The organism is Oceanobacillus oncorhynchi (assembly GCF_000821065.1).
Taxonomy (GTDB): Bacteria; Bacillota; Bacilli; order Bacillales; family Amphibacillaceae; genus Oceanobacillus; species Oceanobacillus oncorhynchi.
The window spans coordinates 3440594-3465914 of the sequence record NZ_CDGG01000001.1 but is presented as its reverse complement, the minus strand read 5'-3'; the positions used below and the strand labels follow the sequence as shown (position 1 = coordinate 3465914).

Genomic DNA, 25321 nt, shown 5'->3' with positions numbered 1-25321 from the left:
TAATAATCGCTTGAAAATAGCTATCCCAACCTTTTTAAATACTTTAATGCAGCAGAAGGATTACCGCTGCTATTCTATTCTTTACGAAATCAACCTTGGCTAACCCTTAAAAAATAGTCAGCCCGCTGACTTATATAAATTATACTATCTCCAAATTACTTTCAACAAATCTAAACCTTTTTTATTCAGGAAAACGTCAACGTAAATGAAAAAATCCGCTTCTGTATTTATAACAGAAACGGATTTTCTATTCTTCCTACATCAAGGTCCCAAACCACACTGCAAGGAAAGTTCCAATGTAGTTTCCAATAATATAACCCAGTGTCCCAACAATTAATATCGGACCGACTAATTGCCTCCATCCTTTCGCAATCGCAAACGCGGCTGCAGTAGTTGGTCCGCCGATATTTGCATTGCTTGCCAGCAGGATTTCTTCTAAACTCATCCGGAATAGTTTTCCAAAAATAAGAGACAGCGTTAAATTGATTGCTACAATAATAAATGCAAAAACAAGCAATAATGGTGCCGTTTGAACAATTAACGTGATAGAAGCAGGTATTCCGATTACGACAAAAAAGATGTGAATCAGATACGTTCCTATTTCCTGACTGCCATTTAATCCGGAAAAATAATTTGGAAATACTGCTAAAGCGACAAAGGTAAGCGTCGTTAATACTAAATACTGATCTCCGATAATTCCATTCAACAGATTATTGAAGAAAGAAGCCTCTTCTCCACTTGGAATAATCCCGGCAAAAAATTCGGCAATTTTTAAGGAAACTATAACTAAAAAAAAAGCTGTTCCAATCGAAAGTGCCATGTCCTTCAAAGAAACTTCTTTCCTTTTCCAGAAGCTTTCTGCCAACGTTTTATCATCATCCGATTGATTCTTTTCTACCTCTTCCACATGCGGCGTCGGGTAACGTTTACGGATAAAATGAAGTGCAGGAATCATCATTAGAATAATAAACAGCAGTGCCATCATTAAATTATCCGCAACAACAGCGGCAGAAATAATTTCCCCCGGGGTTTCGAATTTAGCTGCCATAACAGCAAAGTTCACGCCTCCTCCAATATAGGAAGCACCGAAAATCCCACTCAATTGGTCTAAAAAAGGTATGTGATTCCGTAAAGTAAAAAATGCAATAATCGTTCCTGCAACTGTGCCAATGGAGCTCAATAGGAAAATGAGCAACAATCTGCTGCTTTCCTTCCATATTTTTTTAAGATTAACGTGAAATAACAAAAGCGGTATTGCTAACGGTACAATAACAGACCATACTGCATCATATACCGGCGATTCTGTGGGAATAATTCCAAAGTTGGATAAAGCCATCGCCCCGACTAATGCAATAATGGCCCCAGTCACCTTGGAAGCCCAGCTGTAGCGTTGTTCTAAAAAAATACTGACAGACGCCCAAATAATGATAATCCCCCAAAGCGTAATGCTATCATCTGCTTGAATCAATGTTTCTTTCATCCACTCCCCACCCCTTCTCTATTTTCGGTTGTATGTATCATATTTTACCACTTCATTTTAAATATTTGTTAGGTATTGTGGAGTGTTTTTTTGAAATTAACCTATCATGATGCAGAAAAATCCCCATCAAAAAAACCTCTCTAACCATTGTCAGAGAGGTTTTCAACAGGATTATTTCACTTGCTCTAATAACGCTAATTTATGGTTTAACGCTTGCAGCTGCTCATCATTTAATGGAAGCAGCGGCAAGCGAACACCGCCGACATGGACACCATTGCGATTTAATGCTGCTTTTACAGGAGCTGGACTCGGTGCTGCAAACATTTCCTGCATGACCGGCAGAATCCGCTGATGTATGGAAGCAGCTTTTTTCACGGCTCCCTGCTCATATGCAGCAATCATTTCCTGCATTTCATTGCCGATAACATGCCCGGAAACCGAAACAATGCCTATAGCTCCAACTGCAAGAGACGGAAGGGTCAAAGCGTCTTCTCCGCTGTATACAGAAAAGCTTGCATCTGTTTGGGCCGCCATTTCAGTTATCTTATCCATATTGCCGCTTGCATCTTTGATCGCCACAATATTATCAACCGCAGCCAAACGAATAACGGTATCTGCCGCCAGATCAACAGAAGTTCTGCCAGGCACATTATATAGCATGACCGGCAGCTGAACGGAATCAGCCACTGTTTTAAAATGCTCATATAAACCGTCCTGAGAAGGTTTATTATAATAAGGCGTTACAAGCATAATCGCATCCACACCAGTTTTTTCAGCTGCTTGTGATAACGCAATAGACCCTTTCGTCTGATTAGAACCGGTGCCCGCAATTACTGAAATTCTTCCATTTACTTTTTGTACCGTATGTGAAAATAATGCCAGTTTTTCTTCATCTGATAAAGTCGGTGACTCTCCAGTTGTTCCAGCTACCACCAATCCGTCTGAACCATTTTCGATAAGATGCTCGATTAACTGATCTAATGCCCCGTAATCAATTTCCTGCTGTTCGTTAAATGGCGTTACCATCGCCGTAACCACTTTTCCAAAATTCATAACAACACACCCTTTATATAATATCAACATTCTTTGATGAAAAATAGACGGATAGCACCGAAGTAAAGTGCCTTAAAAACTAGAGGGTGGAAAGTAATAAAGATAAGCAGAATCCGTATTATTGTTTGTTCCAACTTTTTCAGGGTCCTTTTCTCTTATCATCATGCATTACTTCAATTATTTCCACAAAATAAAAAGCACCAACGGAGACCGCTGCTGCTTAAACACTTAATGTCCTCTCAGCTGATAGCCCTCCACATAGTTTCCTATATGACAGCACTGGATTTATTCAATACCAGTACCAGTATAATAAGAATAAGGCTTATTATACTTCGGCAAATTCCCCTTTCCATATGCTTCATCGTCAGCCTATTCTGTCTCAGCATATTTACTAATGGTTTTTGCACCTCTACCGTTCACCTATGAATAATGAATTTGTCTGTATTATAGCAAGAATAACAGAGAAACACAATTGAAAAATAGAGGTTTTTTCAAAAGAGCCAAAAAAGCTTTACAGCGTGCGCATCCTCCATGGTGTTAAAAAAACATGATGAAGTTTCTTTACTGGTAAACTATGCAAAATAAAAAAATAGGTGATTCCCCCGCCCCTCTATTCTTCCTCTTGCAGAAAATCCATAGACAGGTATCTTTCTCCGGTATCAGGTGCGATACAAACCACCTTTTGCTCAGGTTCCATGCGCTTGGCAACTTCTGTAGCTGCATAAATAGCAGCCGCTCCTGATGGTCCGACAAACAGGCCTTCCTTTTGGGCAAGCTCTTTTAATAAACTTAATGCCTGCTCATCATTGATTTGAATGATTTCATCATAAACCGATGTGTTTAAGATTTCAGGAACAAAACCCGGGCTGGTTCCCACTAATTTATGCGAACCAGGCTCTCCGCCGGATAGTACGGGAGAACCTTTAGGCTCCACCACAGCAATATGCAAATCCGGAATATAAGATCTTAGCGATTCTCCTGTACCTGTTACAGTTCCTCCTGTACCCGCAGTACAAACAAACGCATCCAATTGATGATTCAAATCATTTAAAATCTCCAGTGCTGTTGTATTACGATGCGCATCTGGATTTGCTATATTTTTAAATTGCTGTGGAATAAAACTGTTTGGTATTTCTTGTTGCAATTCTAATGCTTTTTGAATAGCGCCCGGCATTTTTTCACTGCTTGGTGTTAAAACCACTTTGGCTCCATATGCTTTCAAAAGATTTCGTCTTTCCTGCGTACTATTATCCGGCATTACCAGAATCGCCTGATATCCCTTTGCAGAGGCAGCCATGGCCAATCCGATTCCAGTATTTCCGCTTGTCGGCTCAATAATCGTATCTCCGGCCTTTATCAGTCCTTCCTGCTCAGCAATATGAATCATATGCACTGCAGCCCGGTCCTTCACACTGCCGCTTGGATTAAACATTTCCAGTTTCACATATATCTTTGCAGCATTTTCAGGCTGCAGTTTATTTAGTGTTATCATAGGAGTATCTCCCACGAGCTCTGTAATATTATCCGCTACTCTCATTTTTTATTCTCCTTCCTCATCCTTTAATAAACGTTTATCTACTGAAATATTTGGATTTAACTTCGCCAATTCTTCTACAAAAGCAAGCTTATCCTTGGGCGAAATAGCTATCAGATCATATTTTCCGCTTCGAATCTGGATACGGTCCAATGATAATGCCGGTGCAATTAGCGGCATCTTAGATTGAAGAATCAATTCCATATTTTCTATATAAATCGTTTGCCGGATAGGGCCATAATAAACAATTAACCGATCTCTATCAATTTTATACCCCGTGCGGAACCAGAACCAGAGCAATATACCGCATAACAGCAGCATAATCGCTACATTGATCACCTGGCCCCTGAATAGGGGAATGAGCACCCCGCTAATCACAATAGCCCAGAGAACGATTGCCATCCATTTATCCTTCTTTGATTTAAAATACATTCAATTCCCCCATTCATTCGAACAATATTCCTTCTTTTATTATAGCTTTTGTATGACTTTATACCAAACTTCAGCAATCCGTTTCTGTTATTTTTTTAACAATAAGGAAAACTTATACTGACTCACAATATGTTCTTTAAAAAGAACAAAAATAATTTCAGGCTTTATAGAAAGGAAGATATACTAGAGGTTATGTACATTCTCATCCGAAACAGAGAGTACAGACAAAAGCAAAAAGAGGGGTATTCTCTATACCCAGGGGAGGCACAAAGGATACCCCAGTTTATTCTAAAGATAAATTAAAACGATACAGATGTTTGATCCTTTATAGGTGCCAGTAACCGGTCTACATGCTTCCATTCCAGCTTATCTAATGCTGATGTCACTTTCTCTTCTTTAAAATTCCATTTAGAATCCTCTAAATCACAACTAATCGGAACATCACATTTAATTTCGGCAAGCGTCCGGGATAAATAGAGCATATCCATATCTGTCTGTAATTTATTTTGCACCCCTTTTGGAAGCTTTTCTATATTATTTACTAATTCATCAATGGTTCCGAATTCCTGTAATAATTTCAAGGCTGTTTTTTCTCCGATTCCTTTTACCCCTGGATAATTATCCGAGGAGTCTCCCATTAACCCTTTTAAATCTATAATTTGTGCTGGTGTAAGTGCTTTTTTCTCATAGAAGTTATCTTTATCAAAGACTTCATAGTTCCCCTGACCTTTCCGCATAATAATCACGCGGATATTCTCCTTGACTAATTGCAGCAAATCCTGATCTCCTGACAAAATAAACACATCATTTTCCGGATTATACATATTGGCAAGGGTTCCCATGCAATCATCTGCTTCAAAGTTTTCTAAACCGATATTAGGAATATCAAAGGATTCTACTACTTCTTTTACTAAATCAAACTGCGGAATCAGTTCCACCGGCGGTTCATCCCGATTGGCTTTATAGCCGTTATACATTTCTGTGCGGAAGGTTTTGCTCCCCATGTCCCAGCAGCAAACCACATGAGACGGTTCAAATGTATGAATGGCATCTGTTAAATAGCGTAAAAACTGATAAACTCCGTTTGTCGGAACTCCTTTTGAATTATACATAAAATTTCCGCGGAAAGAAGTGGCGAAGAAGCCCCTAAACAGGAGCGCCATGCCATCTACTAATAAAACTTTTTTTGTTGTCATACTTCATTTCCTTCCTCTCTGTATCCAGTCAGGATAACATCCATCTGTTGTTTCATTTCCATTAAATCATCCATATCCACCTCTACAAACAGACGGTCAATAAATTGCTGATAAAGGACATCCGCTTCATGTACAAGCGTTGTTTTTTCCTGTTCTATTCCTTTATCCCACTGCGCTTGGTAAGAAGACTGAATTAACCTTCCGCCTTCTTCTACAAATGCTTGGATGTCTGATTCAATAATTGTATAAAGCTGTTCTTTGATTTCTTCTTTTTGATTCTGAACAAAGAAGGTTTTCGTATCTTTAAACTTAGCAAATAATTTTTGCAGCTCATTCTGCTTGTTGATCGATAGTTTTATCGTTATATCCGGTGTGTCAAAAGCCGTCATATCCCACTCCGAAATGGAAAAAACCGGATCCAGTTTTTTCGCTTCTTCAATCATTTCTTGCTGATTGGTTTTTAACAAGCTTTTTAACAGCTGTTCTATCCGTAAAGAAATCGCTAATAATTCCTGATGCAATTCAGATTCCATGTACTGAACCAGCTGTTCAAATTGCTTTGTGAGCTGTTCCCGTCCTGTTTTTCCAGACTCTGTAATGGTTGTCGGGTTATAAATTTCTTTAAACAGGTCATGAAAACGGATGGTAAAACGTCCATTCAAAAAGTACGTTTGCTTTTCTAATTTCTGATGCCAGCGGTTTTCGGTCGAAGAGATATCCCGTTTTTCTACATGTTGAACAAGTTGCTGATACGCATTCTCTAATGTTTCTTTCCGTTTCTTTTTTGCAGATTGATCCAGTTTTAAGGATTGGATAAATTGGTCCAATGCCTCCCCGGAACGTTCAATATCGCTGATTGCAGCTCTTTTCGCAAGGGCAGTTAAATCATGGTGAATAAAGTCATAGAACCGTGTTTCAAAAGCCTCCATCTGTTCGTTCAAGGTCTTCTGGTCTGTTTTTTCTGCCAAAGAAAGCTTGCTGGAAACTGGGTAAAGACGTGGAAAACGAATTCCCAATTGCGCTAATTGTTCTTTAACATAAGTGGTTACCAGATTTAATTCTGCCAAATTGCTGGCAAGGTCTGCGGCATTGACGATGAAGAACATTTTATCCAGCTCAAATACATCCTTTACACGTCCCAGCTGCATCAGAAAATCTTTATCTGCACGGGATAAAGCATGATTATAGTAGGTCACATATAAAATAGCATCTGCATGCTTAATATATTCAAAGGATACATTGGTATGTCTGGCGTTAATCGAATCTGCACCCGGTGTATCTACAAGCGTAATTCCCTGCCTTGTTACTTCACAATCATAAAAAAGATCCATCGATGCAATATAACACGCTTTTTCTTCATCTGTCACATATGACTGAAAATCATCGAAGGTTATTTTTATCGGAGTGCCAATTGCCGGTTTTGCCTCTTCATAACCTTCCAGCATCGCACGTAAATAAGCCTGATACATTTTTGGCAAACGCGCATCTGTCAGCACGTTCTCTGTTTTCAGCCATGTAATCAGCTCGTCCAGAGAAGCTTCCGGCGGTTCACATTCTTTTGCCAGTGTTTGAATATCGTCGGCCAGCATTTCCTCGGATTTAAAGGTTACTATAACATCCCGGTGCTGATTTTCACTGGTAACCGGACGAATCCGATTGACCGCAGCGGTTGTCGGATTCGGGGAAACCGGCAAGACACATTCCCCAAGAATGGCATTGGCAAAGGATGATTTTCCGGCACTGAAGGCACCAAATAAAGCAATCGTATAGGAACGCTCTGTCAGAGATATTTTTCGTTTCTTTAAATCCTGCTGGTAGCTTTCGAATCCCGGCAATTGAATCAGCTGCAATACATGATCAATATCACGGACGACATCCTGAGCTGTATTATCATGCCATTCCTTCTCTAAGGCTTCTTGTGCCTCCTCAGGCTCATCTGCCGGTATTTCCTCATTAGATATTTCCAAAGCAGCTGTGCCCTGCTCTGGAATCACTTGGCGGGCTTGCAGCTCCTCGTTCATTTCCGTAATAATTTCTGCCGGCACTTCCGGGTGTTCTTCCGCCTCATCTAAATAGTTGAAATAAGCTGACTCTTCCTTATCAAGCGCCTGATTAGCCTTTCGTTCTGATGCTTTCTTCTGCCATTCCTCCAATGCTTGTTTTAACTCATTTAATTTACTCTCATTTTTATTTTCAAGTTCTTTTTTCACTTCATTAGCCAGCTGTCTCATCTGTTTCTTAAAATATGATTTTAAACTGGCTGCAATTTCATTTGTATAATTTAAAACATAGTCGCCGTTTATCGTAGCACCTTTACGCAAATTATTTTCCAGCAGCTCATCACTTAATGTCCATTCCAGGAAAGAAACTCCTTTCTCCTGATAGGAAGAGTCGAGCTGGTTGCTTTCAATATACTCATACCACTTATCACGAAGCTTCCATTTTAATGTTGTCTCGACATTCTTTTCTAAAGCTTCCATGAAATTTTGTTTTCGTTCTAATTTAGCTTCTTTTGTTTTTTTACTGCTAGTGAATAACCCGCCGACCTTAAAATCAGACTGTACAGATTCTAAATATTCCTTCGCAAGCTCTCTTAAATCAGCTGGCATCAGATAAGCATTTTTCGCAGTCTGATCCACCTCCGTTAAAAAACCGGCTGCTATCTTTTCCGGCTGCTGCTCCAGATTTTCAATTTCGTTTGTTAAGCTTTCTATTTTCTGAGCCAATAATGCTTCATCAACGTCATCCAGGGATGCTTTCTGATTCGACATTTCCCGATGCACCTTTTCTTTATGGTCACGCACAATTTGTCGAATGCTTGCCTCCATCGTCATATACTCATGCTTCGATTGCAGCATATGAAACACTTTATCTTTCAGCTCTGACCACTCATTGTGCGGTGCTTCCGAATTTTTAAGAGATGTGTAGAAAATGGAAGAAGGGTGCAGATTCCATTGATCAAACGTTTGTTTAATTTTTTTATCAAATTCGACAAAAGGCAATTCTGCTTCATTATGCTTGTCTATCTGGTTGATAACAATCATAAATGGCAGTTCATTTTCCTGCATTGCCTGTAAAAATAATAGATTCACTTCGGATTGCACATGGTTATAATCCGTTACATAAATAAGATAATCCGATAAATGAAGTGAAGCTTCTGTCAGCATCCGGTCTACGTCATCTGCAGCATCAATTCCCGGCGTATCTAAAATAGCCGTATCCGGCGGCAAAATGTTATCCCCTGTGCTGATATGCATTTTTTTTATATCATTTTTATTGGTCGCAAACTGCTTGATTTGCTCCAGGTTATACGGTTCGTGATATTCCACCACGTCTCCATTGTGATAAAACACATTGACAGCACCTTCTCCAGATGAGATTTTAACAACATTCGCACTGGTAGGAATCGGGCTGTTCGCTAAAATCTCTTCTCCTAATAAATGATTGATCAAAGAAGACTTCCCGGCAGAAAAATGACCTGTTAAGGTGATAATAAACTCTTGGTTAACGTATTTTTCCAAGATATCAAGCATCTTATCTGCATTTACCTGATCTCCCTTGTTTTTCATTTCATTATAGAGAAACGCAATTTGTTGTTCTGTTACTCTTTTTTCCATATACGTGATCACAAGCCTTTACCCCTTTTTCAACTTATTCATATCTACTTTTAACGTCTATGACGTGTCTTTCTGTCTTTACGAGGTGTGGTTTAAGTACTTTATATAACACCTTCATTATACGCAATATTTGTTTTGATTTCTAGGTGCTAATCAGATTCTGATAAAGTGAAACTGACAAGCCTTCTTTGTTTTTAAAACGGGTGTCTTACAAAAGCCCTTCGATAGGACGAGCAAACACAGTATGCAAACACAACAACATATAAATAACCCCCTGCAAGCAGGAGGTTATCAATCTATTACTTTATCATTTAACAGCATGTTATGATTATTTTATTTTCTAAAATAGCCTTTCCAAAGGGAGATTCCGATGATAATAAGACAAAAAATAAATCCGTAAAGCCATACGGAAAGCATCGGATTAACAAACATCCATACTCACCCCCTCTTTAATTTGCCCGGGCCTGATTTTTTTCTGTTTCCTTCTCTTGTGGTAAAGAAGGATTTTTCAATATTTTTGCTAGAATCGTAATCGTTGCTATACCGATAAAAGTAGCCGCTGCGCCTGCAGACATGGTACTTGGGATAATACCAGTAAAGTAAATAAGAAGGTAGGAAAACAGACCTGCTGCCATCGAGATTTCTGCCGCTCTTGCTGGAGCTTTTTTCTTACTATAGATAGCATGTAATATCGGTCCCATCGTTCCTGCAGCAATACCAGAAATCCCAATCCACATGACATCGCCCATATATGCGGGCGGCCGCAATACAATTAAAAAGGCGATCAACCCTACCAGTGGAACAGCTAGACGGCTGATTTTCAGCGCAATTTTCTGCGCCTTCTCACTGCTTAGCTTGATAATTTTCTTTTTCACGAGGAATTTCAGGAAAATGTCGTTCGCGAACACCGTAGAAATGGAGACGAATATCCCGTCCGTCGTGGACATGGCTGCAGCAAGAATAACGATTCCAAAAAGAGCTACAAAGATTGCCGGAAAGGCCCAAACTACGTACTCCATCAATGCTAAATCAGCGGCTGCAACATTGTCCCCAAGCGCTGTTCTGCTGTATAATCCTCCAAAAAGAACAAGCAAACAAAAGGCTGCGGTAATAACATAGGTTAGAATCATTTTTCCCAGGTCTCTTTCATGCTTTAAGCCAAGCACTTTATTGAATAAATGCGGTGCAGAAGCAAAGGCCCACTGAATAATAATCGCGCCAGATATTGCTCCAAACGAATAGAAATGGAGCGAATCAGGGTTAAATACGCTTACTAAATTCCCATTCTGCACGCTGAGATTATCTGTAATGCCAGTGAAGGTTGCTGTAACACTTCCTTCCCAGAAAATAATAATTCCGGAAATAAATATAGCTAAGCCTGCAATTGCCATCATAACCGCTTGGACAGCATCTGTATAAATATCAGCAAATGCTCCTCCGGCATAAACATACAGAACAACAATGACTGCGATAAATATCAATCCGCTTGTATAAGACATCCCCAAAAGGTATTCAAAAATTCTTGCTCCTGCTACAAACTGAGCTGCTATATAAAAAATGTTAAAAAGTAAAATCAGCCCAGTTCCCACTCTTAAAATATCACTATTATAGAAGTCACCAAGCCAATCCGGCAGGGAAAGGGACTTTTGTTTTGTATTCAGCTTTCTTACTTTTTTAGCTACCATCAGCACTCCTATTGGCCCGCCGCCGATCATCGCCAAAAACAGCCAGAGGTTAGACAATCCCCAGTCATGAGTCCATCCCGGGTAACCCAGAAAAGTTGCTGCACTTAGATAAGTAGCAGCAAAGGACAGGCCCAGTACATAGGGTCCCAGACTTCCGCCGCCTGTAGCGAAATCACTGATGTTTTTCGTTTTTTTAGCACTTATGTAACCAAGGATCAGCATGACAGCTAGAAATATTGCAAAACCGATCCATGTATAAAGCATAATTGTACTCATCTCTGACCTCCTTGCACATACGAGTAAAACAGGAAATGTACTTCTCCGTTATCTCGGCTGAAAGCTGCCAAGCTTTCGCGCAGGATGATTATCGGGTAAATGGGGTGTTCCATTTCCAAACATATTTTCTCTAAGCGTCTTCCCTTCATATTCAGTCCGGTAAATGCCGCGTTTTTGCAATTCAGGAACAACTAAATCCACAAATTCCCGAAATGTATCCGGAGAATAGGTCTGCGCGATATTGAAACCATCCACGTCACCTTCAAATGCCCATTCTTCCATTCGATCTGCAATTTGTTCAGGTGTTCCGATAAATTTCACCGTACCATTGCCGAGTCCATGATTTTTAACAGCTTCCCGCAGTGTCCATTTCTTATTAGGATCTTTTGTATACATATCCAGATTTCCCTGTACTGCTTCTGTCTGTATATCTTCAATATACTGATCCGGATTATATTTTGAAAAATCGATTCCTGTATGTCCGGAAAGGAGAGACGCAGTTCCTTCGTAGCTGACGTGGTCTGTTAAATCTTCATACTTTGCCAGCGCTTCTTCTTCCGTTGACCCAATGATTGGCAAAATCATAGGAAAAACAAATATATCTTGCCGATTTCTGCCCTGTTCCTCTGTTCGTTTCCGAATATCTGCAACATAGGCCTTTAACGCATCCAAGGAATGATTTTTAGTAAAAACCGCCTCTGCATGTTTCGCTGCAAAATCTCTTCCTTTTGGTGAAGCTCCTGCTTGGAATAAAACAGGCGTACGCTGCGGAGAAGGTTCAACCAAATGCGGACCAGGTACATTGAAAAATTCACCTTCATGATTAATCAAACGAACCTTATCCGGCTGTGCAAATGTATCCTTTGCGCCATCATGAACAACAGCATTGTCATCCCAGCTGTGTTCCCAAAGTTTATAAACGACTTCGAGAAATTCATCTGCACGGTCATAGCGCTGTTCCTTAGGAAGACGGCTGGAAAGGCCAAGATTGACTGCCTCGCTTTCTAAATAAGAAGTCACCACATTCCAGGCAACTCTTCCATTCGTTAAATGATCCAGTGTAGATAGCTGCCTTGCGAGTGCGTATGGTTGTGCATATGTAGCAGAAATTGTTGGCGCAAAGCCGAGATTTTCAGTGACAGCCGCCATAGCAGAAATCGGAATCAATGGATCATGAGCCGGAAGCTGTACAGCATGCCGGACAGCTGCTTCATGACTATTTTCATATACACTGTAGGTTCCAAGCACATCAGCAATAAACATGGCATCAAATTTACCGCGTTCCAGGATTTTTGCTGTTTCTATCCAATATGACAGGTCATTATGTTTTGTCCCCTCGTCCTTTTCATGCTTCCATAATCCTGTCGAGTGAGGGGAAGGTGAATTTTGAATAAATCCATTCAGGTGAATTTGTTTTGTCATCGTTTCGATAAGCTCCTTTTCTCATAAATTTTCATCTTGACCGCTTCACCAAAATCTATAATTGACTATCTCTCATTTGATGCAGTCAGCCATTGATTTTGGTATCGGCCCTTACTTCTGAATTGCTGATTACTTAAGATTCATCGAAAGCATTTAAGGCATTCACACTATGTGCCACTGCGGACCCGGCTTTTAAAGCTGCTGCCACAAAAATCGCTTCTGATATTTCCTCTAGGCTGGATCCTGTTTTTTTGGCGTTTTTCGTATGCAGATCAATGCAATACGGGCAGCCTGTGGTATGTGCTGATGCCACCGCGATAAGCTCTTTCTCCTTTTCGGTCAATTTGCCTGCTTTGATAGATTTATGATCAAAAGCAGCAAATGCCTTGAATGTATCCGCATCAATGTCACCAAATTCGGTTAATCTATTAAAATAGGATGCTTTGTACAGCTCGTCTTTTTCCTCTTCATCAAACGCATTTAGCGCATTCACACCATGAGCAACCGCTGAACCAGCCTTTAGAGCTGTTGCAACAAAAATGGCCTCTGTTACTTCCTCTTTATCAGCGTTATTTTTTTTAGCATTCCCCACATGTAAATCAATGCAGTACGGGCACCCCGTAATGTGCGCTACGGCTACCGCAATTAATTCCTTTAATTTAACTGATAATTCACCCTCAGCTAATGCTTTATCGTTAAAAGCAAAAAAAGTTTGAAACGCTTCCGGTGCATATTCTTTTAATTCTGTTATCCGGTTAAAATAAGATTTTTGATATAAACTATCTGTTTTAGTCAATGAAATCTCTCCTCATACATTTAAAATTTTGGTTTGTCATACAGTGAAACTTCAATTAGTGAAGGTTTTTCGACGCACAACTCTTTATAATAGGACGGTTAATCGCAAAAGCTCTTCGATGGGACGAGTAATCGCAGTCCCAGTCCCAGTTTCAGTCCTAGGACATCGTGAACCTGGTCTGTTTCCTTTGCCCACTGATTTGTGCTGCGATAAAATCATACAAATTGTAAATCCATCTCGTTAATTTTCTTACAGCCACCATAATAATTAAACTTTACCTATCTAATTACTCGGTTTTAAGCCATGCTTGCCCCTTTGAAATTATTCCCTCCCTACCCTTGTTTAAAAATGAAAAAACCCCTTTTCCAGGAGAAGAGGGTTTCTTTACACACTGCCTCATCTCTCAAGTGAAAACTTGCTGGAATTAGCACCATTTTACTGCGTTTCCAGTAATGGTTGCTGCGGGATTATAGGACCAGTTCCTCCCCCGGCTCTTGATAAGGAATTACATTATTTAGTTTTTTAAGATTTCTTCATATGTTATCGAATTCTAAAAAATATGTCAAGTGGAAATTTTAATTTAATGAAGCGTTTCTTGATCAAAATCTATTGATAATATTAGCAGATATCTTTTTGCTGTAAGCGGCGACTGGTTGTTTTATCACATGTAATTATATTTTCCTGCTATAGAGTACGATGCTAAATCGATTGAGCAGCTTTTTTCATCGTGTCCTTAAAATTCATCATTTAGTTTACATAATAAAATTATGGTGAATTAATGTTTTTTTGTTTTCAGTAAAAACGCTTAGACCACATTCTAGCCTAAGCGTTTCCATTATTTGTTTACACTGGGTAAACCCCATGTTTTCTCTCGGTAAATTGCTTTTTCTTATTCTGATAAATGGTGAAACGTCTTGTCAGCTCGTTCCGAAGATGATCTGGATCAATGATATCATCAATAATCATTTCGGAAGCTAAGCGGTAAATATCAATGTTCTCTTTATAGGCGGCCTGCTTTTCTGCGATATATGCCTCCCTTTCTTCTTCTGGAAGCTGAGCGATTTTATTTGCTTCTACTGCATTCACTGCTGCTTCCGGTCCCATAACAGCAATCTGTGCATTTGGAAAGGCTAAACAGCAATCCGGATCGAAAGCCGGCCCTGACATCGCGTATAGACCAGCTCCATAAGCCTTTCGGACAATAACAGAAATTTTAGGTACCGTTACCTCACTCATTGCAAACAGCATTTTGGCTCCATGGCGAATAATTCCCTGCTTCTCCACTCTTGTTCCAATCATAAATCCTGGTACATCCGTTAAGAACAGCAGCGGAATTTCAAACGCATCACATAATTGGATAAATTTTGTTGCTTTATCTGCTGAATCCGTAAAAAGAACGCCTCCTTTTACACGTGGCTGATTAGCAATGATTCCTATACTTTGACCGTTGATACGGGCCAGCCCAGTAATTAATTCTGGAGCAAACCGCTTTTTTATTTCACAAAAACTGCCTTCATCAATTGTACGGTCAATCAGTTCATACATATCAAAAGCAGCATTTTGATTTTCTGGAATAATTTCGCTGATTGGCTTATCAAAGCTTTTTGGTTCTACAGATGCTGCTTTTTTTGGCTTCTCACGAAAATTAGCAGGAAAATACGTTAAGTACTTCTGTGCAAATTGAATCGCTTCTTCTTCGGTATCTACTAAAACATCGCCTACTCCTGAGGTTGTACAGTGCATCTTTGCTCCGCCCATTTCCTCTAAAGAAACCTTTTCGCCAATGACCTTTTCAGCCATTCGCGGTGAACCTAAATACATCGATGCGTTCCCATCAACCATGACAACAATATCACAAAAGGCCGGAATATAGGCACCGCCGGCAGCGGATGGACCAAACAATAAGCAGATTTGCGGCACTCTTCCTGACAGCTTAATTTGATTATAGAAAATACGTCCCGCTCCTCTTCTTCCCGGGAACATATCTATTTGATCTGTAATTCGGGCACCGGCAGAGTCTACCAGATAAACCATGGGCACCTCCAGCCTCTCAGCCGTCTCTTGAATACGTAAAATTTTCTCCACCGTCCGCTGTCCCCAGCTTCCTGCTTTGACGGTCGAATCATTTGCCATCGCACAAACTGTCTGACCGTTTATTTTTCCTGTTACTGTAACCACGCCGTCTGCCGGCAGGTCTTCATCCATCGCATTGGCAAATAAACCATCCTCAAGTGTCTCATGAGAATCAAAAAGAAGCTGGATTCTTTCTCTAGCAAAAAGCTTGCCCTTTTCAGCATTGCTGTCGTGATACTTTTGTTTTCCTCCCTTTTTTATTTTTTCTATACGCTCCTTAAGTTCTTGATTCACAGGCATATAAGCATTCTCCTTTCCGGCTTTAACTTCCATGGTAATCAGGCTTTCTTTTCTCTTGAAATGCAAGCAATCCTTCTTTTCTGTCCTTTGTCGGTATTAGTTTTACATAAGCTGCATGTTCCAATTGAACCGCTTCATCTATCGAAAGATCCATTCCTTGATTAATCGCTTGTTTAGCCTGCTTCATAGCAATCGGTCCATTTTGGCTTATTTTCCGGGCAATACTTATTGCTTCGTCTTGTAAAAAAGAAGTGGCGACTGACCGCTCAATCAGTCCAATGGCTAATGCATCCTCTGCTGAAATTGTTTTGGCAGTATAAATAAGCAGTTTCGCCTGGCCGATTCCAATTAATCTTGGCAAACGCTGTGTCCCGCCGGCTCCGGGTATAATCGCCAGAGAGGTTTCCGTCAACCCCAGCTTTACATGATTGGCCGCAATGCGCAGGTCACAGGCTAAAGCGATTTCCAGTCCGCCTCCAAAGGCGACGCCATTAATAGCAGCAATTACAGGAACCTCTATTTTTTCTATGGAATCGGCAAGTCTGCTAATTTTCTGTACAGCAGCAACAACTTCCTCCTCATTCATTGCCTTTCGTTCTTTTAAATCTGCTCCGGCACAGAAAGCTTTTTCTCCGCTGGCTGTAATAATCACACAGCGTATAGCACGATCCGTACTGATTTTTTGAATACAATTCTCTAACTCTGTTAGTAACGCGAAAGATAATGCATTGGCTGCTTCCGGCCGATTTAATGTGATAACAGCGATATGATTATCCACTGTTTCTACGTTTACAAGTTGCATAGGCGTTCACTCCAAACTGATTTAGTCAACGATTGCAATCGTATCTCCTTCATTAACAAAATCTCCTTCTTGCACCTTCCATTCCTTCAAAATCCCTTTTCCCTCTGAAGCAATCGGAATTTCCATTTTCATTGACTCTAGAATAACGACATCCTGCCCTTCTTCCACAGCCTCTCCCTGTTGCACTGTAATCTTCCACACATTTCCTGCCATCGATGCTTTAATCTCCATCTTAATTCCCTCCTGTAGTTGGTTGATAATATTTATCTAAAAAGTTTGTTGGTGTATTTCCTTTTTTAAATGCCTCATAGGTGATAATTTCCTGAAGCATCGGTATATTGGTTTTTATCCCTTCTATTTTGAATCGACCAAGCGCTTTTTCCAGCTTATTCCTCGCTTCTGCCCGGTTTTCCCCAAAAACGATCAGTTTTGCAATCATTGGATCATAAAAAGGAGTTACCATATCTCCGGATGCAACAGCACATTCATTACGGACACCTTCTCCTTCAGGCAGTTCCAGTGCTGTGATTTTTCCGGGCGATGGAAAGAATCGAATGGGATCTTCTGCATAAACTCTTATTTCTATCGCATGCCCGTTTCGGGTGATTTCTTCCTGTGTAAAAGACAGTGCCTGCTGATTGGCAATACGAATCTGTTCTTTGACAATATCAATCCCTGTTATTTCTTCTGTGACGGGGTGCTCTACCTGAATACGTGTATTCATTTCCAAAAAATAAAATTGCTCCGATTCATCAACTAAAAATTCAATTGTTCCGGCATTGGTATAATCAATTGCCTCCGCAGCGATAACAGCTGTTTCTCCTAATTTCATGCGAAGTGCTTCAGAAATAGATGGCGATGGGGCTTCTTCTAAGACCTTTTGATTCCGGCGCTGAATAGAGCATTCTCTTTCAAATAAATGAACCGTATGCTGATGACAATCTGCTAAAACCTGTACTTCAATATGCCTGCTGTTTGTTATGTGTTTCTCTAAAAACATTGCTCCATCCCCAAAGAAAGACAAGGCCCGCTTGGAGTTATTTTCAAAAGCTTTTCGCAGTTCATCCGAAGTGTGAACAACCTCCATTCCGATACCTCCACCGCCTGCAGATGCTTTTAACATCACAGGGTAGCCAATTTGCTCAGCAAAAGTGACCGCTTCTTCCAGCGATTCCACCGCACGATCAGTACCGGGAATTACAGGCACCCCCGCTGCTATCATCGCTTTTCGAGCTTCAATTTTACTTCCCATCAGACTTAAAATAGCCGCTTCCGGTCCAATAAAAATAATTCCTTCTTCTTTACAGCGTTCAGCGAATGAAGGGCTTTCACTCAAGAAACCGTAGCCTGGATGAATTGCATCGGCATTTGTTTTTTTGGCCACTTCTATAATTTTATCTAATTGAAGATAGCTTTGCTGCACTTGTGAAGGACCGATAGGATAAGCTTCGTCAGCTTCTTGTTTAAATAAAGCATTCTCATCTGCTTCGGAATAGACAGCTACCGTCCTGATACCTGATTCTTTGCAGCTGCGAAGAATTCTTCTGGCTATCTCACCGCGATTAGCAATCAATACTTTTTGTATCATGATCTTCTCTCCTTCTCTAGCAGCCTAGCTGTCTTGCAATAACCAAGCGTTGGATTTCAGATGTCCCCTCTCCAATTTCCAATAACTTAGCATCCCTGAGCAGCCTTTCTACTTCATATTCACGCATATAACCATAACCGCCATGAATTTGAATCGCCTGATTTGCCGCACGAAATGCCATTTCCGTTGCGTACAATTTTGCGTATGCTGCCTCTTTGGAAAAGCTTCTATTCTGATCCTTTAACCAGGCTGCTTTATAAACCATATTACGAGCAAGCTCAATTTCCATCGCCATATCTGCTAATTTAAATTGGATCGCCTGAAAACTGGAAATGGATTTGCCAAATTGTTTACGATCCTTCGCGTACTGCAAGGAACGGTCTAAAGCCGCCTGACCAATACCGACAGCTAATGACGCAATAGAAATCCTTCCTCCATCTAATGTTTTTAAAAATTGCTGATGGCCTTGATGTTCTGTACCAAGTAAATTTTCTTTGGGAACACGGACATTATCCAAGATGACTTCTGCGGTATCTGACCCGCGCACGCCCATTTTGTCATAATCACTGCGGACAGTCAGCCCTTCAGCATCTGTCGGCACAATGATGGCAGATATTTTATTCTTGTTATTTGCATCCTTTTTCGTGACTGCCGTTACAATAATAAAATCTGCAAAACTGGCATTGGTAATAAAACATTTTTCTCCTTGAATAATATATTCGTCTCCGTCTAATTTAGCAGTAGTTTTTGTCCCCCCGGAATCAGACCCTGCATTCGGTTCTGTTAAACCAAAAGCTCCAAGAGAACGGCCTTCAGCAATTGGTTTTAAAAACCGCTGCTTTTGTTCTTCTGTTCCAAAATAATAAATCGGGCTGGCACCTAAAGAAACTGCAGCGGCATAACTTAAGCCCGTACTTCCGCATCGGCGGCCGATTTCCTCTACAGCGATGGCATAGGAAACGGTGTCACCGCCCGAGCCTCCATAGCTTTCAGGAAATGGAATCCCTAATAAACCAAGCTCTCCCATGTCATGAAAAATATCTTCCGGGAAAGCTGCATTAACATCAATATCGATTGCTCTTGGACGGATGTTTTTTTCAGCAAAGTCAGAAACCATCCGCTGAATCATCTTTTGTTCCTTGGTTAAATCAAAATCCATTCTCGTACCCCCTTTTGACGAATTGAACACGCTTACATTATCATTTTATCAAAAGCTGGGAATTAGGCAAAGGAAAAGATAAAAATCTTTTTCTTGAGCAGCTGCTCTGACTTCTTTATTCAACTAAAATACAAAAATCTCCCTAACAATGTTTTGGCATTGTCAGGGAGTTAATATCATTTTTTTACGATTCTTCATCATTATTTTCAAATGGTTTTTCATACACTGTTTCTTTATATACTTCCATCACTTCACCGGTCTGATCGGCATCAATCATAAACGATCCGTTGCCATAACGATCGGAGGCGGATAACTCCAGCGGATATACCTTCTGTGTATCGCCATTTTTCGTTTTATAGCAAATCATTTCCTGATTATTTACCATAAAGAATCCTTGGATCCGATGCGGTTTTTTCTTTAATTCCTTCAGCATAAGCAATCCGCGCTTCGCCCGGCTTGCTTTTTCAAAGGATTTTAGCTTCATGCGTTTGCTGGCTCCGCGCTGCGTAATGATAAATAAATCTTTTGGTGCTTCCAGATCAAATACTTGTCCATTGACAACAAAATCATCCTCTTTTAAAGAGATCGATTTTACTCCGGCTGCTCTCTGCCCGACAATGGACACTTCTGCTTCTTCATACCATAGACCATAGCCTTTGTTGGTTGCGATAAATATATCTTTCCCGCCATCTGTACGGCTTACATGAACCAGTTCATCATCATTTTTCAGATTTAACGCAATTAACGCCTTACCACGTCGCTGCGCTTCATAAAGCTGAAATTCGCTGCGTTTGACCATGCCATTTCGAGTAAAGAACATTAGAAAGCCGTCTTCTTCTTTAAAATCACGTACAGGTATGACCTTAATAAAATGTTCTTCTTTTTCCAGCGGAACAATATGCGAAATATGCTGTCCCATATCTTTCCAGCGTATATCCGGAAGCTCGTGAACAGAACAAATAATATATCTTCCTTTGTTCGTAAATAACATGATATTATCCGTTGTATTGATTTCCAGGAGACTTATCGGATGATCATCGTCCTTCAGCGGTAAATCCTCACTATTGGAAGCTGCATAGGACCTTAGGCTGGTTCGTTTGACATAACCGTCTCTGGTTACGGAAACTAACACATCCTCACTTGCCACGGTCACCTCAATATTAATTTTCAGTTCTTCCACTTTTTCCTCGATATGGGTGCGGCGGTCATCTGCAAATTTTTTCTTGATTTGTCTTAAATCATTTTTAATGGTTTGCAATAATTTCTTTTCGCTTTCCAAAATAGCAGACAGCTTCTCCATTTGTTTTCTTAATTCGCTAGCTTCTTCCTCAAGCTGAACAATATCCGTATTTGTCAGCCGATAAAGCTGCAAAGTAACAATTGCTTCCGCCTGTGGTTCGGTAAAACCGTATTTAGCCATAATTTGGTTTTTTGCATCCGCCTTATCTTTTGATGCGCGGATGGTGGCAATCAACTCATCTAAAATCGAAATTGCTTTGATTAAGCCTTCGACAATATGTGCTCTCTTTTTCGCCTTATTTAAATCAAATCGGGTTTGATTCGTTACAACCTCGCGCTGATGACTGACATACGCATCTAGAAGCTGCGGCAGGGATAAGAGTGTCGGCGTTTTATCTTTGATAGCAACCATATTGAAATGGTATGTGATCTGCAGGTCTGTGTTTTTATATAAAAAGTTTAAAATACCCTCACTATTTGCATCCTTCTTTAACTCAACAACAATACGGAGGCCTGTCCGGTCTGTTTCATCGCGTACTTCCGCAATGCCCTCGACCTTCCTGTCAATACGGAGCTCGTCCATTTTCTTCACCATTGCTGCTTTGTTCACCTCAAAAGGTACCTCTGTCACAACGATTTGTTCACGGTTCCCTTTTAACGTTTCAATGGCTGCCTTTCCGCGAACGACAACCTTTCCTTTGCCGGTTTCATATGCTTTTTTGATTCCTTCGACCCCTTGAATAATGCCGCCGGTCGGAAAATCAGGTCCTTTCAGCACACGCATTAAATCATCTACACTTGATCCCGGTTTATCGATTCGCATAATCACTGCATCGATTACTTCTCCTAAATTATGAGGAGGAATGTCGGTTGCATAGCCTGCGGAGATTCCTGTAGAACCATTTACTAAGAGATTCGGAAATTTCGCCGGTAAAACAACCGGCTCATCGGTTGTTTCATCAAAGTTAGGAATGTATTCAACTGTCTCTTTGTCAATATCCCGAAGAAGCTCTGACGCAATCGGAGATAATCTTGCTTCTGTATAACGCATTGCTGCAGGGGGATCTCCATCAATACTGCCGTTATTCCCGTGCATTTCTATCAGTCTGTTACGTACCTTCCAGTTTTGGCTTAAGCGGACCATTGCTTCGTATACAGAAGAATCTCCATGTGGATGGTAATTACCGATTACGGTTCCAACCGTTTTAGCAGCTTTTCTAAAATTCTTGTCATGCGTATTTCTCTCTACATGCATGGCATAAAGAATACGCCGCTGTACAGGCTTCAAGCCGTCTCTGGCATCAGGCAGCGCACGATCTTGAATGATATATTTACTGTATCTTCCGAAGCGATCTCCGATAACTTCTTCTAAGGGGAGATCTAAATATTTCTCTGTTTGATCCAAATGGAATCACTCCTTACAATCCGAACTAATCTTCCTTATGAATATTTTCATTTTCTAAAATGGTTGCATCTTCTTCCAAACCAAATTTAACATGACCTTCAATCCATTTACGGCGGGGTTCTACTTTATCCCCCATTAACGTTGTTACTCTCCGTTCTGCACGCGCTATATCATCAATGGATACACGAATAAGGGTACGTGATTCCGGGTTCATCGTTGTTTCCCACAATTGATCCGCATTCATCTCCCCGAGACCTTTATAACGCTGAATATCATAGCCATTTTTTAATTCCTTCACTGCTTTTTGGAGTTCATTTTCATCCCAGGCATAACGTGTTTTTTCTTGTTTTCCCTTTCCTTTTGATACTTTAAACAGCGGCGGGAGAGCAATAAACACTTTTCCCGACTCCACTAAAGAACGCATATATCGATAGAAAAAGGTTAACAACAGCACTTGAATGTGCGCTCCATCGGTATCTGCATCGGTCATAATAATAATTTTATCATATTGGACGTCTTCCAAATTAAAATCTCCGCCGACTCCGGCACCTATCGTATGGATAATCGTTGAAATTTCTTCATTTTTAAAGACATCCTCCAGCTTAGCTTTCTCCGTATTGATAACCTTTCCCCGGAGCGGAAGCACAGCTTGGAATTTACGGTCGCGCCCTTGCTTTGCTGAACCGCCGGCAGAGTCTCCCTCTACAAGATAAAGTTCATTCTTTTTTGGGTTCTTTGATTGTGCCGGGGTCAGCTTTCCGCTAAGCAACGTATCTTTTCGTTTTCGTTTCTTTCCGGTACGTGCTTCCTCACGTGCTTTTCTGGCAGCTTCCCGTGCTTCTTTTGCACGGATAGATTTTTTAATCAGCAAAGAAGAAATCTCTGCATTTTCCTCTAAAAAGTATGTCAGATGTTCAGATACTACGCCATCAACGGCCGAACGGGCTTCTGTTGTTCCCAGCTTGCCTTTTGTCTGCCCTTCAAATTGCAGCTTATTCTCCGGAACACGGACGGACACAATCGCAGTTAATCCTTCCCGGATATCTGTCCCTTCCAAGTTCTTATCTTTTTCTTTTAATAACCCTGCTCTTCTTGCATAATCATTTATGGTACGGGTAATTGCTGTTCTGGCTCCAAATTCATGTGTACCGCCGTCCCTGGTCCGCACATGGTTTACAAAGGAAAGCATATTTTCAGCAAAGCCGTCATTGAACTGAAAAGCAAATTCAACTTCAATTTCCGATTGCTCCCCTTCAAATGAAACAACTGGCTGAAGCACGTCCTTCTCCTCATTAAGCCACTCTACGAAAGATTTTAGGCCTTCAGGATATTCATAAACCTGCTGCTCTCCATTGTGTTCATCCTTCAGTTCAATTTTTAGCCCTTTTAATAAGAAGGCAGACTCCCGTAAACGCTCGGAAATTGTTTCAAAATTAAATACCGTTGTCGAGAAGATAGATGGATCCGGCTTAAAATGAATGCAGGAACCTTTCTTTCTGGAAGGTCCTTTATCCTCTAAGGTCGTTGCCGGATGTCCTCCATTTTCAAAACGCTGCTCATATTTATGACCGTCGCGGTAAGTGGTTACTGTCAGCCATTCCGATAAGGCATTAACAACAGAAGCACCTACCCCGTGCAATCCTCCGCTTGTTTTATAGCTTCCTTGCCCAAACTTTCCGCCTGCATGTAGCACCGTAAATATAACCTCAGTAGTTGGTTTTCCGGTTGCATGCATTCCGATCGGCATACCGCGGCCGCTATCTTCCACAGAAATACTGTCATCTTTATGTATGGTTACCGTAATTTGATTGCCATGACCAGCCAGCGCTTCGTCAACAGCATTATCAACAATTTCATAAACAAGATGATGCAGCCCGCGAATGTCTGTACTTCCAATATACATCCCTGGGCGTTTTCGTACAGCATCCAGTCCTTCCAGCACCTGAATGGAGCTATCAGAGTATTGATATTCTTTCTCCACGAATCATCTTCTCCTTTCAATACTACCTCTATATACATCATAGAACATTCGTTCTTATTAAGCAAACAGAAAATTATCCTGCTTGTAACACGAACACGATGTTCCTGTATTAGCGTTCCTCATAAATGTTTATCCTCGATACGAGTCAGCGATTCAATCAGGACTTACATGATTAAAAGTATAAGGAGCTTCGGAAAAGCAGCTTGCACTTTCAAGAGGCCCTTTTAAAAAATGCCATGCTTTCTAATAAAGTGAAACTTCATTACAATCTTCTAACAGAAAAACAATTTTTGTTGATAAAAATCTGCAGGTTAGAATTAGAGGCAGCTATACTTATATTACGCTTCTTTCAACCCTTGTTCTATCTATATAACATGAAGCATCCTTTCGAGGAAAGTTTATAAACGCTTATCGGTGATAAATAAAACCTTGTTTATACACTATAGAGCAAAATTTGTTTCTCCGTCTAGTCTAAACATGCTTATTCCACATAAAGGGCAAACGCACTATATCCATATTTACATCATTAATATCTTATGGGAAAAATCGCAGAAAAGCAAGATAATCATTTATTTGCATAGAACCACAGCCAATTGTTGAACCCGTTTTTTAGCAATGAGAATATATGTAAAAGTTCTCCGGCAGGACAAGTAACTGCACCAATGCGGGGCAATTTAATGCCGTTTTTTGCTGCAATAACCGTTGCATGATCTCTGTGATAAGCGCATAGTCAGCAGAAGATGCTTTTCACCCGGGCAAGCTGCCGGCTGCATCCGCTGAAACAAAAAGACCGAGCCAGGCTTATCATGCCTGGCTCAGTCTTTAATTGTTTATACACTATTTTAATAAAACTGCGTGTAACACCTTAATGCAAAGGTCCATAACGACTTCAAAATCATGCTCTTTTAAATAATTATAAGCTTCTTCGTTCACAATTCCCTGCTGCGCCCAGAACATCTTACAATTCGTCTGTACAGCATCTTTCGCGACATCAGGCAGATGCTCCGGACGGCGGAAAACATTGATAATATCGATTGGTTCGTCTACCTCTGCCAGGGAGCTGTAGGCTTTTTCTCCAAGAACCTCATCAATGGTTGGATTGACAGGAATAATTTTATATCCTTCCTCCTGCATTCTATGAGCTATTTGATACGAGGTTCTCTCTGGATTAGCAGATAAGCCTACAACCGCAATCGTCTTCGCATTCTCCAGGATTTCTTTTATTCTTTCTTTACTTGGGTTTTCAATGGACATGGTAATTCCTCCTTTAGTTTGTGTTTAGA

Annotated in this window: 17 protein-coding genes and 2 riboswitches; all 17 genes read right to left on the bottom strand. The window is 40.6% G+C overall.

Annotated elements, in window-relative coordinates; all coding sequences use genetic code 11:
• Positions 1-256 precede the first annotated feature (256 nt).
• The gene (locus tag BN997_RS16505; RefSeq protein WP_042533837.1) at positions 257-1480 is read right to left on the bottom strand and encodes a DUF819 family protein; all 1224 of its coding nucleotides are present in this window, start codon (positions 1478-1480) and stop codon (positions 257-259) included.
• 171 nt (positions 1481-1651) lie between these two features.
• Complete coding sequence (gene dapA / locus BN997_RS16500) at positions 1652-2533, bottom strand: 4-hydroxy-tetrahydrodipicolinate synthase (protein ID WP_042533835.1); 882 nt, start codon at positions 2531-2533, stop codon at positions 1652-1654.
• 239 nt (positions 2534-2772) lie between these two features.
• A riboswitch (Lysine riboswitch) is annotated at positions 2773-2953 on the bottom strand.
• Between the two features lie 190 nt (positions 2954-3143).
• On the bottom strand, positions 3144-4070 hold the full coding sequence (gene cysK, locus BN997_RS16495; protein ID WP_042533833.1) for a cysteine synthase A: 927 nt from the start codon (positions 4068-4070) through the stop codon (positions 3144-3146).
• 3 nt (positions 4071-4073) lie between these two features.
• The gene (locus BN997_RS16490) at positions 4074-4499 is read right to left on the bottom strand and encodes a PH domain-containing protein (RefSeq protein ID WP_042533832.1); all 426 of its coding nucleotides are present in this window, start codon (positions 4497-4499) and stop codon (positions 4074-4076) included.
• A gap of 299 nt (positions 4500-4798) precedes the next feature.
• Entirely contained in the window at positions 4799-5695 is an 897-nt protein-coding gene (locus BN997_RS16485; RefSeq protein ID WP_042533831.1) for a 5'-3' exonuclease, read from the bottom strand.
• Positions 5692-9324 (bottom strand): dynamin family protein, encoded by a 3633-nt coding sequence (locus BN997_RS16480; protein ID WP_244882392.1) that lies wholly within the window; start codon positions 9322-9324, stop codon positions 5692-5694. Before BN997_RS16480 ends, BN997_RS16485 begins: the two co-directional genes overlap by 4 nt.
• A 437-nt stretch (positions 9325-9761) precedes the next feature.
• Positions 9762-11273 carry a sodium:solute symporter family protein gene (locus BN997_RS16475; RefSeq protein WP_042533829.1) on the bottom strand — a complete coding sequence of 504 codons (1512 nt, stop codon included), beginning with the start codon at positions 11271-11273 and terminating at the stop codon, positions 9762-9764.
• A 48-nt stretch (positions 11274-11321) separates the two neighbouring features.
• Positions 11322-12695: an LLM class flavin-dependent oxidoreductase gene (locus tag BN997_RS16470; protein WP_042533827.1), complete on the bottom strand. Its 1374-nt coding sequence runs from the start codon at positions 12693-12695 to the stop codon at positions 11322-11324.
• A 133-nt stretch (positions 12696-12828) separates the two neighbouring features.
• A complete protein-coding gene (locus BN997_RS16465; protein ID WP_139089122.1) occupies positions 12829-13497 on the bottom strand; it encodes a carboxymuconolactone decarboxylase family protein in 669 nt (222 codons plus the stop codon).
• 387 nt (positions 13498-13884) lie between these two features.
• Positions 13885-13995: riboswitch (SAM riboswitch) on the bottom strand.
• 339 nt (positions 13996-14334) lie between these two features.
• Positions 14335-15864, bottom strand: a complete 1530-nt coding sequence (locus BN997_RS16460; protein ID WP_042536216.1) for an acyl-CoA carboxylase subunit beta — start codon at positions 15862-15864, stop codon at positions 14335-14337.
• A gap of 22 nt (positions 15865-15886) precedes the next feature.
• Positions 15887-16666, bottom strand: a complete 780-nt coding sequence (locus BN997_RS16455; protein ID WP_042533823.1) for an enoyl-CoA hydratase — start codon at positions 16664-16666, stop codon at positions 15887-15889.
• Positions 16667-16687: 21 nt separating this feature from the next.
• The gene (locus BN997_RS16450) at positions 16688-16897 is read right to left on the bottom strand and encodes an acetyl-CoA carboxylase biotin carboxyl carrier protein subunit (RefSeq protein WP_042533822.1); all 210 of its coding nucleotides are present in this window, start codon (positions 16895-16897) and stop codon (positions 16688-16690) included.
• A gap of 1 nt (position 16898) precedes the next feature.
• The gene (locus BN997_RS16445) at positions 16899-18254 is read right to left on the bottom strand and encodes an acetyl-CoA carboxylase biotin carboxylase subunit (RefSeq protein WP_042533820.1); all 1356 of its coding nucleotides are present in this window, start codon (positions 18252-18254) and stop codon (positions 16899-16901) included.
• A 16-nt stretch (positions 18255-18270) separates the two neighbouring features.
• Positions 18271-19413, bottom strand: coding sequence for an acyl-CoA dehydrogenase family protein (locus tag BN997_RS16440; RefSeq protein WP_042533818.1), 1143 nt, complete (start codon positions 19411-19413; stop codon positions 18271-18273).
• A gap of 184 nt (positions 19414-19597) precedes the next feature.
• Entirely contained in the window at positions 19598-22057 is a 2460-nt protein-coding gene (gene parC, locus BN997_RS16435; protein WP_042533816.1) for a DNA topoisomerase IV subunit A, read from the bottom strand.
• Between the two features lie 25 nt (positions 22058-22082).
• Entirely contained in the window at positions 22083-24038 is a 1956-nt protein-coding gene (parE, locus tag BN997_RS16430; RefSeq protein ID WP_042533814.1) for a DNA topoisomerase IV subunit B, read from the bottom strand.
• An 837-nt stretch (positions 24039-24875) separates the two neighbouring features.
• Entirely contained in the window at positions 24876-25292 is a 417-nt protein-coding gene (locus BN997_RS16425) for a CoA-binding protein (protein WP_084612960.1), read from the bottom strand.
• Positions 25293-25321 lie beyond the last annotated feature (29 nt).

Bases quoted from the DNA above. Each gene is read 5' to 3' on its own strand.
- BN997_RS16505 (WP_042533837.1), bottom strand. From the start codon at position 1,480: ATGAAAGAAACATTGATTCAAGCAGATGATAGCATTACGCTTTGGGGG.
- dapA (WP_042533835.1), bottom strand. From the start codon at position 2,533: ATGAATTTTGGAAAAGTGGTTACGGCGATGGTAACGCCATTTAACGAA.
- cysK (WP_042533833.1), bottom strand. From the start codon at position 4,070: ATGAGAGTAGCGGATAATATTACAGAGCTCGTGGGAGATACTCCTATG.
- BN997_RS16490 (WP_042533832.1), bottom strand. From the start codon at position 4,499: ATGTATTTTAAATCAAAGAAGGATAAATGGATGGCAATCGTTCTCTGG.
- BN997_RS16485 (WP_042533831.1), bottom strand. From the start codon at position 5,695: ATGACAACAAAAAAAGTTTTATTAGTAGATGGCATGGCGCTCCTGTTT.
- BN997_RS16475 (WP_042533829.1), bottom strand. From the start codon at position 11,273: ATGAGTACAATTATGCTTTATACATGGATCGGTTTTGCAATATTTCTA.
- BN997_RS16470 (WP_042533827.1), bottom strand. From the start codon at position 12,695: ATGACAAAACAAATTCACCTGAATGGATTTATTCAAAATTCACCTTCC.
- BN997_RS16460 (WP_042536216.1), bottom strand. From the start codon at position 15,864: ATGCCTGTGAATCAAGAACTTAAGGAGCGTATAGAAAAAATAAAAAAG.
- BN997_RS16455 (WP_042533823.1), bottom strand. From the start codon at position 16,666: ATGCAACTTGTAAACGTAGAAACAGTGGATAATCATATCGCTGTTATC.
- BN997_RS16450 (WP_042533822.1), bottom strand. From the start codon at position 16,897: ATGGAGATTAAAGCATCGATGGCAGGAAATGTGTGGAAGATTACAGTG.
- BN997_RS16445 (WP_042533820.1), bottom strand. From the start codon at position 18,254: ATGATACAAAAAGTATTGATTGCTAATCGCGGTGAGATAGCCAGAAGA.
- BN997_RS16440 (WP_042533818.1), bottom strand. From the start codon at position 19,413: ATGGATTTTGATTTAACCAAGGAACAAAAGATGATTCAGCGGATGGTT.
- BN997_RS16425 (WP_084612960.1), bottom strand. From the start codon at position 25,292: ATGTCCATTGAAAACCCAAGTAAAGAAAGAATAAAAGAAATCCTGGAG.